This window comes from Aquabacter sp. DMC10 (assembly GCF_056314145.1).
Genome location: NZ_JBQUYX010000003.1, coordinates 681346 through 693774 on the forward strand (window position 1 = coordinate 681346; position 12429 = coordinate 693774).

Sequence of the window (12429 nt, forward strand, 5' to 3'; positions counted from 1 at the left end):
GATGGGCCGTAGCCTGAACGACATCATCGCCGCGCTTCCGCCCGAAGAGCAGGAAGCCATCGACGCCCGCTATCAGGACATGAAGCAGGAGGTAGAAGGCCTGCGCGAGCTGCGGCAGATCGCCGGCAAGGCTCAGGCGGAGATCGCCTCCGCCCTCAACATCAAGCAACCCTCGGTTTCTCAGATCGAGCGGCAAACCGATATGTATCTCTCCACGCTTCGCAGCTATGTCGAGGCCGTGGGGGGAGAACTCGAACTGACGGTCAAGCTGCCGAAGCGGCCCGCCTTGCGGATTCACCAGCTCGGAGATGCTGGTGCTCCTCCGCAGGCGGCGGCCCGTAGCCGTCGCACGCAAGCGCAGATCGGCGGTCGCCGTGGGCGCTAGTTATCCAACGAGGATCATCCTGGCGTTTCGAAGTGGCGGCGTCTGCGCCTTCCCGAAGTGCGGCAAGCATCTCACCTACGACGCCCAGGTGGGAGACGACACCTATGTCGGCGAGGCGGCGCACATCCGTGGCGAGAAACCGACCGCGGCTCGCTATGACGCCTCGATGACCGATGACGAGCGCGATAACGTCCGGAACCTCATCTATCTCTGCACCGATCACCACACGATCATCGACAAGGTCGAGGCCGATTGGCCGACCGCGCCCCTTCTGCAACTGAAGGAAAGCCACGAAAAGCAGGTCCGCCAAGCCATGGAAGAGGCCTTTGCTGACGTCGCCTTTCCCGAATTGCAGAACGCCGTCTCTTGGGTTGCGAGCCAAGCGCCGGCCCCAAATGGCTCTTTCGATCTCCTCGCGCCGGACGAGAAAATCAAAAAGAACGCGCTCTCGAATGGATCCCGTCACATCATCGCTGCGGGACTGACCTCGCGAGCCACCGTTGGCGATTACGTCGAAGCCGAAGCGCAGCTCGATCCTGACTTTCCCGAACGGCTGAAGGCCGGCTTCCTCGAAGAATATTATGCTCGCCGGAAAGAGGGCCATAAGGGCGACGAGCTCTTCGAGTTGATGTGCGCCTTTGCCCAGCGCGGTCTGCGTCGACAAGCCGACAAGACCGCAGGCATCGCCGTTCTGATCTATCTCTTCGAAATCTGCGACGTGTTTGAGAAATGATTCTTCCGACCAAACATATCCCGCAGAACGAGGCGCTGATCGGCGTCGGCGCTACGCTGCTCGCGCATCTCAGCATGCCCATGACCGTTTCGGGCCTGTGGGAGCGCCTGCGCACGGAACCGAACGTCGGCAACTTCGAGCGGTTCGTGCTGGCCTCGAACCTCCTCTATCTGATCGGTGCGATCGAGATCCGGGACGGCCTTATCGTGAGGACCGCCTCATGATCAGAGCCGTTCGCGCCAACCAGAAAGGCTTTCACACCGCGCTCCTTCAGCCAGGGGTCAATCTTATCCTGGCCGACCGATCCACCTCGGCCGGTGACAAGGACACTACGAACGCCCTAGGCAAATCGACGCTAATCGAGATCATCGATTTCTGCCTCGCCAGCAATACCTCACCCGGAAAAGGGCTTCGCATCGAGGCTTTGCAAGGGTGGTCGTTCACGCTGGAACTCTCCCTGTCCGGCCGCGAGGTCGCTGTGACGCGAGCGACCGATACACCCGGATTCTTCGCGATCGAAGGAGCCACCGACGACTGGCCCGTCCGGCCAACGCCGAACAAGGAAGGCGTTCCGGGTCTCGACGCCAAGAAATGGCGAGCCGTTCTTGCCTGGGCCCTATTCGGTATTAGCGATCTGTCGGCGGAATCCGGATACAAGCCTTCGGCGCGGTCGCTGCTTTCCTATTTCGTGCGCAACCAGACAGCCGCCTACAACATCCCCTTCAAGCATTTCGACAATCAGAAGACTTGGGACATTCAGGTCCACAATGCCTTCCTTCTCGGCTTGAATTGGGAGAAGGCCGCGACCTGGCAGCAGCTCAAAGATCAAAAGAACGCGCTCGATGCGCTCAAACAGGCGATCAAGACCGGAGCCGTCGACGGCGAACTGGCCTCGCTCGGTGAACTCGAAGCCGAGCGCCTGCGCCTTGCAACCCAGCTTGAGCGTGAACGCGAGGCGCTGTCGAATTTTCGCGTTCTTCCGCAGTACCGTGAAATCGAGACTCAGGCGAACCTTCTGACCAGCGAAATCCATGGCCTGGTCAACGCCAATATCGTGGATAAGCGCCGGCTCGATCGCTACCGTGACTCGTTGGTGAGCGAGGACGCTCCGACCGAAGACCGTCTGGAAGCCCTTTACGGCGAGGCGGGCATCGCCCTGCCTGGCGCCGTCAAGAAGACGCTGGCGGATGCGCGGGCGTTCAATGCCCAGATCATCGCCAATCGCCGTGAGTTCATCGCCGGCGAGATTGCCGCGCTCGAAGCTGCCGTCACCGAGCGTGAGACCGACATCGCGACCCTCACGGATCGCCGTGCCAACTACCTCAGCGCGCTTGCCGGACAGGGCGCGCTGGAGGAACTGACGCAGTTACAGGAGCTGCATGCAGCCACCCGGCTGAAGGTCGACGAACTGACCAACAGGATAACCCAGCTTCGTCAGATGACCACCAAGGCCGACACGATCAAGGTCGAGACCGTCGAGCTGAAACGCGCGACAACCCTCGACTATGAGGAGCGGCGTGCGCTGTGGTCACAGGCGCTCAGCCTCTTCTCGGAATTCTCGGAGAGCCTCTACAAGTCGCCCGGCCGCCTGGTCATCGATATCGATGACACCGGGTACAAATTCGACGTCGAGATCGCGGGCAGCCCGAGCGAGGGCATCAGCAAGATGAAAATCTTCTGCTACGATCTCATGCTGATCTCGTTCGCGCGCCAGCGTGGTCTCGGGATCGACTTCCTGATCCACGACAGCACGATTTTCGACGGTGTTGACCCGCGGCAGCGCGCCCATGCTTTGGAACTTGCCGCGGCGATGGCTGCAAAACACGGCTTCCAGTACATCTGCACACTCAACACCGACATGGTTCCCGTGGGCGACTTTACGTCAGGCTTTGATTACGAGAGCCTCGTCCGCCTCCGGCTCACCGATACTGATCCAACCGGAAGCCTCCTTGGGTTCCGTTATTGAGCGGGGGCGACGTGAAGCACGATCATGCCCATAGGGCGTCCCCAGCATGAGATCTGTGCCGTTCACCCGACCCACGCTGATCGCCGCCGTTGAGTTGCTGGAGCAACACAGCCAGGCACGGTTCAACCAGATGGTCCTCCGCCTCGGCCTGGAGGACGAGATTTCCACCGGCACCTCCCTCAGCGTCGCCAACAAGTGTGCCTTGCTGGGCCGGATCGTTGTGCAACGAGCCGAGGCCGTGCTCGACACGCTCGAAGGCAGCATGACCCTGGGCGAGGCGGTGATCCGGCAAGCCGCGCAGCTAGCGCAACAACACGCTACGCACGCTCTGCAAACGGCCTTCGCACGTGGCCTTGCGCGTGATGGATACGTTTTGACGTGGGACGACTACGGAGGAAACGCGTCCATCCGCGCGGCACTGCCCGGCGACATCCAGCTCCCCCAAACGGACGACGAGGTGCATCAGCTTCTCAAGTCCTTCGGCTTCACAACTCCTCTCGGTCATCTCGACCAGGCCATCGAAGCGCATACCCGCGGCGATTGGGCGGCTTGCAACAGCCAGCTCCGGACTTTCCTGGAAAGTCTGTTCGACGACATCGCGCGCAACGTGCGACCGCTGGAAGCGGGTCAACGGCCCAGCTCAGAAAACCGGCGCGCTTTGCTCGCTGAGATCGGCTTTCTTGCCACAGATCGCAACGAGTGGACCCAGGACGGCAAGAACTACGTCAACGGCCTCTTCAAAATGCTCCACACGGAGGGTTCGCATCCGGGCCTCTCGGATGAAGACCACAGCACCTTCCGCCTGCATGTCGTTCTCGTCACCGCCAGGACCTTCCTGCGGCGGCTCGCCTACGGTCAGTGAGGCCTATATGGCGTTCTTTTCACAAGATCAGTTGGAAGCGATTGCCGGCGCGCTTGGCGACACTGCAGAAGGGCTGACCGGGCCAGAGATCGAGCACCTCCTTGCGTCGTGCAAGATTGCCGATCCGGGGCCTATGACGAAGCGCGTCCGTATCTATAACGCCTTCGCGGAATGCCAGAACACCAAACGCAACCGCACCAACATCCTTGAGTTCATCCGGCTCGCCATGAAGCCGGCGCGTTACAGCCGCGAGCCGCACCGCTATGAGCCTATGCGGGCTCGCCTAAACCTGGCGTTGGCATTCGCAGGACTTGTGGTCGATGAGTCCGGCGAGTTGAAATCGGCGGATGTCGCCCAGACCTTACCCGAGGCTCAACGGCGCGCTCGCGACTTGCGAGCGGACCTTGAAGGTCGCGGCGTTCACCCAGACGTCCTGGAGTTCTGCCGGGCCGAGCTTCTGGCCGACAACTACTTTCATGCGGTGCAGGAAGCGGTCAAAAGCGTTGCCGCCAAGATGCGCAACCGGACGGGACTGACCGATGACGGCGCTGCGCTCGTGGATCGCGTTCTCTCCGGCAACCCGCCCCTTCTGGCCGTCAACGCGCTGTCCACGGCCAGCGAACGCAGCGAGCAGAGCGGCCTTGCCAATCTGGTCCGCGGCACGTTCGGCATGTTCCGCAACCCGACTGCCCATGAGGCTCGGATACATTGGGCAATGTCCAAGGAAGACGCGGAAGACCTGCTGTCGATCGTATCGCTAATTCATCGGCGCCTTGACGCGGCCCACATGCCGGCACGCGCGTGATGATCAGAGGTTCGGGAGCTTTATGGAAGACGACCTAGAACCCGATCGCATCGGTCGCATCGGCGAGCGTCAGTTCGAAGTGCTCTGCGAACGCGCTGGTCTCTATTGCAACAAAAGCGCCATCGACGTCATGGGCTGGGATTTTATCGTCGAATTTCCGATGGGGTCTGCCGGGCAGCCGTCACTACCCCTCGATCAACGCCCGACCAATGCCGCCCGAGTTCAGTTGAAATCTACGCTTGGCCGTACCGATAACCGTATCCGCCTCAGCCTGTCGGCCATCGATCGCCTCGCCAAGGATCCTCGCCCGGCGCTCATCATCGTGTTTCGGCTGCGTGGTGATGGAGAACTCCAGTCAGCGTATCTCGTCCACCTTATCGGAAACGAGCTCGCTCGCGTTCTCAGACGGTTGAGACTGGCAGAGGCCCGCAAAGCGCACGACATCAATCACACCGATATCAGCTACGACTATGCGAAAGTCGGGGTGCGCTTCGAACCCACTCCGACCGGCTTGTACGCAGCCCTGAGTGCGGCCTGTGGGGATAATCCCAGCGCCTACACAATCGAAAAGCAACGGCAACTCGCCGATCTTGGCTATGAGAACGGCCGCTTCGAGGCCGAGGCCCTCATCCAGATCGACGGGCCGGAGCATTTCAGCAATCTCCTGCTCGGCCTCGCGCCCTTGAAGCCGCACCGCCTTCGCGTGTTCGACAGCCGGTTCGGCATACGCCTTCCATATCAAGGCACACTCTTCGACGACATCGAGGAGTTGCACCTCGTCCCTCCGACTCTGGGGCCCTGTGAGATTTCGATCCGCGGGCCCGGCTTCGGGCAAGCCGCACGATTCGACGCTGAGATGTTTATCGGACCGCCGTTGGCGAAACTTGATGGACCAGAGCTTCTTATCCGCTCCTCGAACTTCATCCTCCGCCTGACACCAGCCGGTCTCAAGTTCGAAAGCGTCGGCTCGATCGATGATGTGCAATATACCTTGGAGGACTGGGCGGAGTTGCTTCGCGCGCTCACGCTCATGGCGACGGGCCGAGCGACCCTGGCAATTACTGGGAACGACCGAATTCCTCCGATTACCTTCCCAGTCGATCAGCCCGTTACAGGACCGTACCTCGATGAAATGCCCCTCCTCTCCGCATTTGCGGACGGCTGGCTCCGTCTTCTCGCGAACGCCGGCATGCGTTCCCTCGCCGCCTTTCCGCTCAACGGTTTTTGGGAGGCGAATGAAGCGAGGATGGCGGTCGATATCCTGCTTAACCCACGGACCGAGGCTCGCTTTGAATTCCAATCTCTTGTGATTGAGGAGACGTCGGCTCCCCCGGAAGGACTGTATTTCAACTCAGTGGCATTCGCCGAAACCAGCATAACCTTCAGCGCCAAGGTTTTCTTCACCAAGACCGAAGACCCGGACTGGCAGTACCGGTCGACGCACTTCGAAGCTCTCGATGTTCGCAGGAAGGTTGACGACTTGGAAGAATATGCGGCTGACCAGGCCGCAGTCTTCGATCTGAAACTGCTTATCGATCCGAGGAACATCACCATGGTCGCGCGCGGCGCGAACTAACGGCTTGTCCCATTACCACGGGCCAACTGACCGACGCGATTAAGTCGAGCCCCGTGATTTTCAGCGGGCGGCAAGAAACCGCAGCCGGGGACATTTGCGACTGTCTTCTTCAGAGTGTCGTTGTGTCGATAGCGAGGGTCATCGACCAAGTCTGCAACCCGTCGTGAGCGGGATGGCCTCATCCAATCTGACGCAATATCCACAACCTCCATGCTCGCCCGACATCGAGAATAGAGGTAAGATGGAGATCTGCCTGTCGGTTTGCGTGAAGCATCGGCATGACGTGAACCGGGGGGGATGAGTATGCATCTGAAAAAGCTGGCCGTCCGTAACTTTCGCCGGTTGCAGGATGTCGTCATCGATCTTGCGTCCGATATCTCAATCTTCGTCGGCGCCAACAATAGCGGCAAGACCTCGGTCGGGCAGGCGCTTCAACTTTTTACGGGGCACGGCCGCTTCAACATACATGATTTCGGCGCGCAGTTGTGGCCGGGTATCATCGCGTTCGGCGCTGGTGAGGAAGGCGCTGCGTTGCCGACCATGGAAGTCGATATCTGGCTGGAGATAGGCGCCCAGGACGTACACCGCGCGATCGATCTGCTGCCGAGCCTCGCGTGGGACAGCACGCTTGTTGGGATGCGCGTCGCATATGTTCCGATCGACCCCGAGGCCACGCGCACCAGATATACCGAAGCTCGCCAACGCGCACTCGCTGCGGTCGACAAGGACGAGCATGATGTGCCGGTGTTCGATCCCGCGCCGCGCCACCTCCGCGATTACCTGCGTGATCTTCCCCCGAAAAAGTGGACGGGGTTAAGCCGCTCTGCGTTCCTTCTCCGCCGGGCTGATGTAGCCGAGCGCCGAGTGCAGGCGGCGGGGATTGTAGAAGCCCTCAATGTATCCGAACAGGTCCCGTCGCGCCTCGGCCCTGGTGGCATAGAGGCGATGATGGACCCGCTCGGTTTTCAGGGTGTGGAAGAAGCTCTCCATGGGGGCATTGTCCCAGCAATCGCCCTTTCGGCTCATGGATGGGGTGATGCCCGCGGTAGCAAGCGCCCCTCGGTAGGCCTCGGCAGCATATTGAATGCCGCGGTCTGAATGGTGGAGCACGCCGGGTGCCGGCCTCTGGCGCTCGATGGCCATGGCGAGGGCCTCCAGCGCGATCTGGGTGTGCAGGGTTTCGCGCATGGACCAGCCGACCAGCTTGCGGGTATGCATGTCGAGCACGCCGGCCAAATAGAGCCAGCCCTCGCCGGTAGGGATGTAGGTGAGGTCCGCCAGCCAGATCTGGTTCGAGGCGGAGGTCCTGAAATTGCGCGCGAGCCTGTTGGGAGCGATCGGGTAAGAATGGCGGCTGTCGGTCGTCCGCGTGCGCCGTGGCAAGGCCGCCAGGCCCCGGATGCCGGCGCGGCGCATCAGCCGCTCGATCCGGGAACGGCCCACGCGCCGACCGTGCCCCCGCAGGACCGCATGGATCCGCGGGGCGCCATAGGTCCCGCTGCTCTCGGCGTGGATCAGCCGGATATCTTCGGTGAGCGCCCGGTTGGTCTGCGCGCGCGAACTCTCCGGCCGGGCACGCCAGGCATAATAGCCACTGGCTGACAGCCCCAGGGCCGCGCACATCACACGGACCGGCCAAACATGGCGATGCTCATCGACGAACCCGAACTTCATCGGGAGGCCGCTCCGAAGATGAGCGCGGCTTTTTTTAGGATGTCGCGTTCCATCCGCAGGCGCTCGTTCTCCCGCCTGAGCCGGGCGTTCTCGGCAGCCAGGTCGGCCGGCGACGGGGCCGCCGCCTGCGGGATCGGGCGCCGCGCCGGCCCCGTCGCCTGGGGGGCGAGGTCTCTCACCCACCGGCGCAGCACCGTCTCGTGCAGCCCCAACTCCCGCGCCACCTGTGAGGTGGAATGGCCGCTGGAGGTCACCCGGTCAACGGCCTCCCGCTTGAACGCCTCTGGAAACACCCGACGCCGTGTGCCCATCGAACACTCCTGTGAAGCTCGTAAAAGCTAACATGGGTGTCCACTAAACCGAGGGAAGATCACCCTACGAGATCCTGAACTTCATCGGTCGCGGCGTTTCGCTGCGCGACTACGACCGCTTGAAGGCCGCGCTGGACAGATTGCAATCGACCACGGTCGCGACCTCGATCCGTCAACCGACGGAGCGGCGGATGCACCGCTTCTCGTGGATCAATGAATGGAAGGAACGCGCCGATCACCGCGGCCGCCCGCTGGGTCTGGAGCTGATCGTCCCTGACTGGTTCTACGGCGCCGTCCTCGACGATGCGCTCGTGTTGACGATCGATCGCAAATACTTCGATCTCACTGGCGGCTTGGAGCGCTGGCTTTACCGCCTGGTGCGCAAGCACGGGGGCAAGCAGGAGTTCGGCTGGAGCTTCGACTTCCCGCACCTCCACGCCAAGTCCGGCAGTCTCTCGCCACTCAAGCATTTCGCCTACGACCTGCGCGACATCGTCCGCCGCCAGCCGCTGCCAGGCTACCGGCTCACCATCGAGCAATGCCTCGGCGGTCCCGAAATCCTGTCCTTTGCACCCACCGATCCCGACGCGCTCGGCATCCCGCGCCGCCGTCGCCGCTCGACAACTCGCCCTGGGGATAAGCTGTGAATAGTCTCGTGCTATCAGGGACCGGCACTATCGTGCCATCGAGGACCGGACTCTCGTGCTATCGGGGACCGGAATCGCCGATTCCTCGCGCTGAATCAGAAGCTTGCGAGCCCTGTAACTTATCTAACCTAGATTCCTTCGGAATCTTTCTAACGCAAACGGCTTTTTCGAGCCGTGTGGACGAGTCCCCGATCGCCGGGAGACCGTCATGATCGTCGCGCTCCTCAACCAGAAGGGCGGCGTCGGCAAGACGACGCTGGCGCTGCACCTCGCGGGCGAATGGGCCCGCAGCGGAAAGCGCGTCACCCTGATCGACGCCGATCCCCAAGGCTCGGCTCTCGACTGGTCGCAGCAACGCAGCCGGGTGGGATTGGAGCGGCTGTTCGGTGTGGTCGGGCTGGCCCGCGACACCCTGCATCGCGAGGCGCCGGAGCTGGCGCGTGACGCAGATCACGTCGTCATCGATGGGCCGCCCCGCGTCGCCAGCCTCATGCGCTCAGCGCTGCTCGCCGCCGATCTCGTATTGATCCCAGTGCAGCCATCGCCGCTCGATGGTTGGGCATCGGCCGAGATGCTCGCGCTGTTGAGCGAAGCGCGGATCTATCGGCCGCAGCTCGCCGCCCGTTTCCTGCTGAACCGATGCGCAGCGCGCACCGTGCTTGCGCGCGAAACCGCCGAGACGCTCGCCGATCACGACCCACCATTGCTCGCCACGACGATCGGTCAGCGCATCGTCTTCGCCGATGTCGTGCAGACCGGCCGGGTCGCCGCCGAGCACGATGAACATTGTCCGGGCGCGCGCGAAATCGCAGCGCTTGCGATCGAGGTGACGAGGATCGGCGTATGAGCGAACGATCCCCCAAGCGCGGCTTCGCATCCCGGCCCGGCGATCCGGAGAGCTGGATCAAGGCGCCCGCTCGCCAAACCCAGCGCTCTCTACCCGCCAACGACTTCTCGGCCAGGCTGACCATCGATGTCACCGCCGACATGCGTGGCCGGATCAAGATCGCGGCCTTCCAGCGCGGCCAGACGGTCGCCGACATGCTGCGCGCGCTGTTCGAGCGCGAATTCCCACCAGCACAAGGAGACGCCCAATGACCGGCCTTGCCGCCGCATCCGCGCGCGCCGGCCGCGCCCCTCACGCGCCGCCGGAGGATCTCACTCAGGTCGAGCTCGTCTGGATTGAGAAGCAGACCGAGCACTGGATCCGCTTCGGCCACGAGGTCCGCGAACAGGTTCTCGACCGCCGCCGCCGCATCCTCTTCTTCCCTCCCGGCGCGGCCTTCGCGCTGGTTCGCTGGGCCGCGAACGAGCATGGCACAGTGTTCTCTCGGCTCGACATTCTGCGCGCCGTCGCGCCCGGCGAAGCCTGCCAGACCATCCCGACCGTGAGGCCCGGCGGCGACATCCTACTGCGCGTCGATGGCTGGCCGAAGGTGGAGCGCGTGCTCCAGCACATCGACGCGATCGAGGCGACCGGCATCGATCCGCTTGAGGTTGCGCCCGATCATTGGCGGCACGTCCACAATCGCTTTGCCGTCGGCGACACGCCGCGCGCCTACACTATGCAGCGCCACCGCGCCTTCCTCTTGGCGAAGAGGATCGGCGCATGACCCGGCTCGGCTACGCCATCACCACGACGGGTGCGGTGTCCTTGCTCGGTATCCTGTCCCTCGTGTCGTTCGCGCCGAAGCTGATCTGGAACGCATCGGCCAGCACGCCGATCGGGCTCTACGCCATCGAGCCCGACCCGTCCCCGGACGTCACCGATCTGGTCGCCGTGCGCGCGCCAGAGCCGCTCGCGAGCTTTCTCGCCGAGGGCGGCTATCTGCCGCGCGGCGTACCGCTGATGAAGCGCGTCGTAGCGCTGCCAGGGCAGCGGGTTTGCAGGGCGGGCCTCGCGATTACCGTCGACGCTGTGCCGATGGGCGATGCGCTTGATCGGGATCGTCGTGGCAATCCGCTGCCCGTCTGGCAAGGCTGCCGCGTCGTCGCCGAGGGCGAACTTTTCCTGATGAACTGGGAAGTCCGCGACAGCCTCGATGGTCGCTACTTCGGGCCGCTTCCCGCCTCGGCTGTGATCGGCCGGGCCATCCCTCTCTACACCGACGAGGACGGCAACGGTCGCTTCGTCTGGCGTGCGCCGACGCGGTGACGGCGTGCCCCTTTCCAACCTCACCGCACATCCACGGAGGCAATCATGTCCCTGATCGGTCAGTTCACCCGCGACGACAGTGGCTTCATCGGTCACTTGGAAACACTCCTGCTGCACCAGGACATCATCATCATTCCGGCGGAGTCGTCGGACGCCGAGAATGCGCCGGATTTCCGCGTCCACGTCTTCGACAGCATGAACAATGAAACCGGCGCCGAGATCGGCGCCGGTTGGAAGCGCACCGGCGAGAAGGCCGGAGATTACCTCGCGCTTCAGCTCGACGACCCGTCTTTCGTGCAGCCGATCCGCGCCAACTTGTTCCAGTCACCCGACGACAAGTCTTCCTGGGGCCTGCACTGGAACCGCCCGCCCAAGCGCAGCGAGCGGGACTGAGCGATGCAGGTCCGCCGCCATCGCGCTGTCGCCGGACGGTTTCCGATCGTCCGGCGCACAGCCTTCCTTCTCCTTTCCGGCCTGCTTACGGCCCTTCCGCTGGCAGCCCCGGCCGTCGTACAGGACACGCCGGTGGAGCGGGCATCACCCAGCGATCCCTACGCTGGTTACATCGCGGACGCCGCGCGCCGGTTCGGCATCCCGGAGCAATGGATTCGCGCGGTCATGCGCGTCGAGAGCCGCGGTGATGTGCGCGCGATCTCGCCCAAGGGCGCGATGGGCCTGATGCAGATCATGCCGGCGACCTGGACGGATTTGCGCACCCGACACGGCCTCGGTAATGATCCCTACGCCCCGCGCGACAACATCATGGCGGGCGCGGCGTATCTGCGCGAGATGCACGACCGCTACGGCTCGCCCGGCTTTCTGGCGGCTTACAATGCCGGTCCCGGGCGCTACGAGGAATATCGCGCCATCGGCCGCCCATTGCCGGCCGAAACGCGCGCCTATGTCGCCGCTCTCGCACCGATCATCGGCGGCGGCGATCTTGCTGCCCCCGTCACCGTAGCCACCGCCGATCCGCTCGCCTGGACCCGAGCGCCGCTCTTCATCGTGCAGGTCGATAACGGGCCGCGTGCAGATCGGCAGCAGACCGACAGCGATCCGGTTGCACCACCCGCGCCGGAGTCCGTACGCGATCCAACGCCGCCTGCACCGCGATCGGATGGTCTCTTCGTGGCCCGAACCGACAGTGCGGGGCCGCGATGATGGGCTTCGCACTCCCTGCGTCACCGTCGGGTTCTGGCGTGGAATCGGCGTCAGAAGTGGGAAGAGCAGTCACCACAACCGTATCCGTCCGGGGGCTGCACTGATGTCAGCTCTTGACGGGATTTCCCGCTTTCCACGCCCATGGCAGCAATTC

At 63.2% G+C, this 12429-nt stretch carries 15 protein-coding genes and 2 pseudogenes; 15 read left to right on the plus strand and 2 right to left on the minus strand.

The features are described from left to right. Position 1 precedes the first annotated feature (1 nt). The 8 genes and pseudogenes from ACT54L_RS11715 to ACT54L_RS11750 form a co-directional block, all read left to right on the plus strand. A complete protein-coding gene (locus ACT54L_RS11715) occupies positions 2–385 on the plus strand; it encodes an XRE family transcriptional regulator (RefSeq protein ID WP_476085745.1) in 384 nt (127 codons plus the stop codon). Continuing rightward, the gene (locus ACT54L_RS11720) at positions 375–1118 is read left to right on the plus strand and encodes an HNH endonuclease (RefSeq protein WP_476085746.1); all 744 of its coding nucleotides are present in this window, start codon (positions 375–377) and stop codon (positions 1116–1118) included. The genes ACT54L_RS11715 and ACT54L_RS11720 overlap by 11 nt, the downstream gene beginning before the upstream one ends. Beyond that, positions 1115–1342, plus strand: coding sequence for an ABC-three component system middle component 6 (locus ACT54L_RS11725; protein WP_024350866.1), 228 nt, complete (start codon positions 1115–1117; stop codon positions 1340–1342). The genes ACT54L_RS11720 and ACT54L_RS11725 overlap by 4 nt, the downstream gene beginning before the upstream one ends. Beyond that, positions 1339–3084, plus strand: a complete 1746-nt coding sequence (locus ACT54L_RS11730; RefSeq protein ID WP_476085747.1) for a DUF2326 domain-containing protein — start codon at positions 1339–1341, stop codon at positions 3082–3084. The genes ACT54L_RS11725 and ACT54L_RS11730 overlap by 4 nt, the downstream gene beginning before the upstream one ends. A 46-nt stretch (positions 3085–3130) precedes the next feature. Continuing rightward, a complete protein-coding gene (locus ACT54L_RS11735; protein ID WP_476085748.1) occupies positions 3131–3946 on the plus strand; it encodes a hypothetical protein in 816 nt (271 codons plus the stop codon). A gap of 7 nt (positions 3947–3953) precedes the next feature. Further along, positions 3954–4751 carry a TIGR02391 family protein gene (locus ACT54L_RS11740; protein WP_476085749.1) on the plus strand — a complete coding sequence of 266 codons (798 nt, stop codon included), beginning with the start codon at positions 3954–3956 and terminating at the stop codon, positions 4749–4751. Between the two features lie 22 nt (positions 4752–4773). Next, on the plus strand, positions 4774–6327 hold the full coding sequence (locus tag ACT54L_RS11745; protein ID WP_476085750.1) for a hypothetical protein: 1554 nt from the start codon (positions 4774–4776) through the stop codon (positions 6325–6327). Positions 6328–6630: 303 nt separating this feature from the next. Next, positions 6631–6729, plus strand: a pseudogene (locus ACT54L_RS11750) (AAA family ATPase); the annotation flags it as partial. Here the strand turns inward: ACT54L_RS11750 and ACT54L_RS11755 are convergent. Beyond that, positions 6706–7062 (minus strand): hypothetical protein, encoded by a 357-nt coding sequence (locus ACT54L_RS11755; RefSeq protein ID WP_476085781.1) that lies wholly within the window; start codon positions 7060–7062, stop codon positions 6706–6708. The pseudogene ACT54L_RS11750 and the gene ACT54L_RS11755 overlap by 24 nt on opposite strands. Before the next feature lie 78 nt (positions 7063–7140). Beyond that, a protein-coding gene (locus tag ACT54L_RS11760) for an IS3 family transposase (RefSeq protein WP_476085751.1) occupies positions 7141–8312 on the minus strand; the annotation gives its coding sequence in 2 pieces (ribosomal slippage) (positions 7141–8039 and positions 8039–8312; 1173 coding nt in all). Between the two features lie 59 nt (positions 8313–8371). Between ACT54L_RS11760 and ACT54L_RS11765 the strand changes: the two are divergent. From ACT54L_RS11765 to ACT54L_RS11795, 7 genes and pseudogenes are all read left to right on the plus strand, one after another. Beyond that, positions 8372–8959: pseudogene (locus ACT54L_RS11765) on the plus strand (replication initiator protein A); the annotation flags it as partial. A 208-nt stretch (positions 8960–9167) separates the two neighbouring features. Further along, the gene (parA, locus tag ACT54L_RS11770) at positions 9168–9806 is read left to right on the plus strand and encodes a ParA family partition ATPase (protein WP_476085752.1); all 639 of its coding nucleotides are present in this window, start codon (positions 9168–9170) and stop codon (positions 9804–9806) included. Then, positions 9803–10057, plus strand: a complete 255-nt coding sequence (locus ACT54L_RS11775) for a hypothetical protein (RefSeq protein ID WP_476085753.1) — start codon at positions 9803–9805, stop codon at positions 10055–10057. The genes parA and ACT54L_RS11775 overlap by 4 nt, the downstream gene beginning before the upstream one ends. Continuing rightward, the gene (locus ACT54L_RS11780) at positions 10054–10572 is read left to right on the plus strand and encodes a DUF2840 domain-containing protein (RefSeq protein ID WP_476085754.1); all 519 of its coding nucleotides are present in this window, start codon (positions 10054–10056) and stop codon (positions 10570–10572) included. The genes ACT54L_RS11775 and ACT54L_RS11780 overlap by 4 nt, the downstream gene beginning before the upstream one ends. Continuing rightward, on the plus strand, positions 10569–11114 hold the full coding sequence (locus ACT54L_RS11785) for a S26 family signal peptidase (RefSeq protein WP_476085755.1): 546 nt from the start codon (positions 10569–10571) through the stop codon (positions 11112–11114). The genes ACT54L_RS11780 and ACT54L_RS11785 overlap by 4 nt, the downstream gene beginning before the upstream one ends. Before the next feature lie 45 nt (positions 11115–11159). Then, the gene (locus tag ACT54L_RS11790; protein ID WP_476085756.1) at positions 11160–11507 is read left to right on the plus strand and encodes a DUF736 domain-containing protein; all 348 of its coding nucleotides are present in this window, start codon (positions 11160–11162) and stop codon (positions 11505–11507) included. A 3-nt stretch (positions 11508–11510) separates the two neighbouring features. Then, the gene (locus ACT54L_RS11795) at positions 11511–12275 is read left to right on the plus strand and encodes a lytic transglycosylase domain-containing protein (protein ID WP_476085757.1); all 765 of its coding nucleotides are present in this window, start codon (positions 11511–11513) and stop codon (positions 12273–12275) included. Positions 12276–12429: the final 154 nt, after the last annotated feature.

Bases quoted from the DNA above. Each gene is read 5' to 3' on its own strand.
- ACT54L_RS11715 (WP_476085745.1), top strand. From the start codon at position 2: ATGGGCCGTAGCCTGAACGACATCATCGCCGCGCTTCCGCCCGAAGAG.
- ACT54L_RS11725 (WP_024350866.1), top strand. From the start codon at position 1,115: ATGATTCTTCCGACCAAACATATCCCGCAGAACGAGGCGCTGATCGGC.
- ACT54L_RS11730 (WP_476085747.1), top strand. From the start codon at position 1,339: ATGATCAGAGCCGTTCGCGCCAACCAGAAAGGCTTTCACACCGCGCTC.
- ACT54L_RS11735 (WP_476085748.1), top strand. From the start codon at position 3,131: ATGAGATCTGTGCCGTTCACCCGACCCACGCTGATCGCCGCCGTTGAG.
- ACT54L_RS11740 (WP_476085749.1), top strand. From the start codon at position 3,954: ATGGCGTTCTTTTCACAAGATCAGTTGGAAGCGATTGCCGGCGCGCTT.
- ACT54L_RS11745 (WP_476085750.1), top strand. From the start codon at position 4,774: ATGGAAGACGACCTAGAACCCGATCGCATCGGTCGCATCGGCGAGCGT.
- ACT54L_RS11755 (WP_476085781.1), bottom strand. From the start codon at position 7,062: ATGCTCGTCCTTGTCGACCGCAGCGAGTGCGCGTTGGCGAGCTTCGGT.
- parA (WP_476085752.1), top strand. From the start codon at position 9,168: ATGATCGTCGCGCTCCTCAACCAGAAGGGCGGCGTCGGCAAGACGACG.
- ACT54L_RS11775 (WP_476085753.1), top strand. From the start codon at position 9,803: ATGAGCGAACGATCCCCCAAGCGCGGCTTCGCATCCCGGCCCGGCGAT.
- ACT54L_RS11780 (WP_476085754.1), top strand. From the start codon at position 10,054: ATGACCGGCCTTGCCGCCGCATCCGCGCGCGCCGGCCGCGCCCCTCAC.
- ACT54L_RS11785 (WP_476085755.1), top strand. From the start codon at position 10,569: ATGACCCGGCTCGGCTACGCCATCACCACGACGGGTGCGGTGTCCTTG.
- ACT54L_RS11790 (WP_476085756.1), top strand. From the start codon at position 11,160: ATGTCCCTGATCGGTCAGTTCACCCGCGACGACAGTGGCTTCATCGGT.
- ACT54L_RS11795 (WP_476085757.1), top strand. From the start codon at position 11,511: ATGCAGGTCCGCCGCCATCGCGCTGTCGCCGGACGGTTTCCGATCGTC.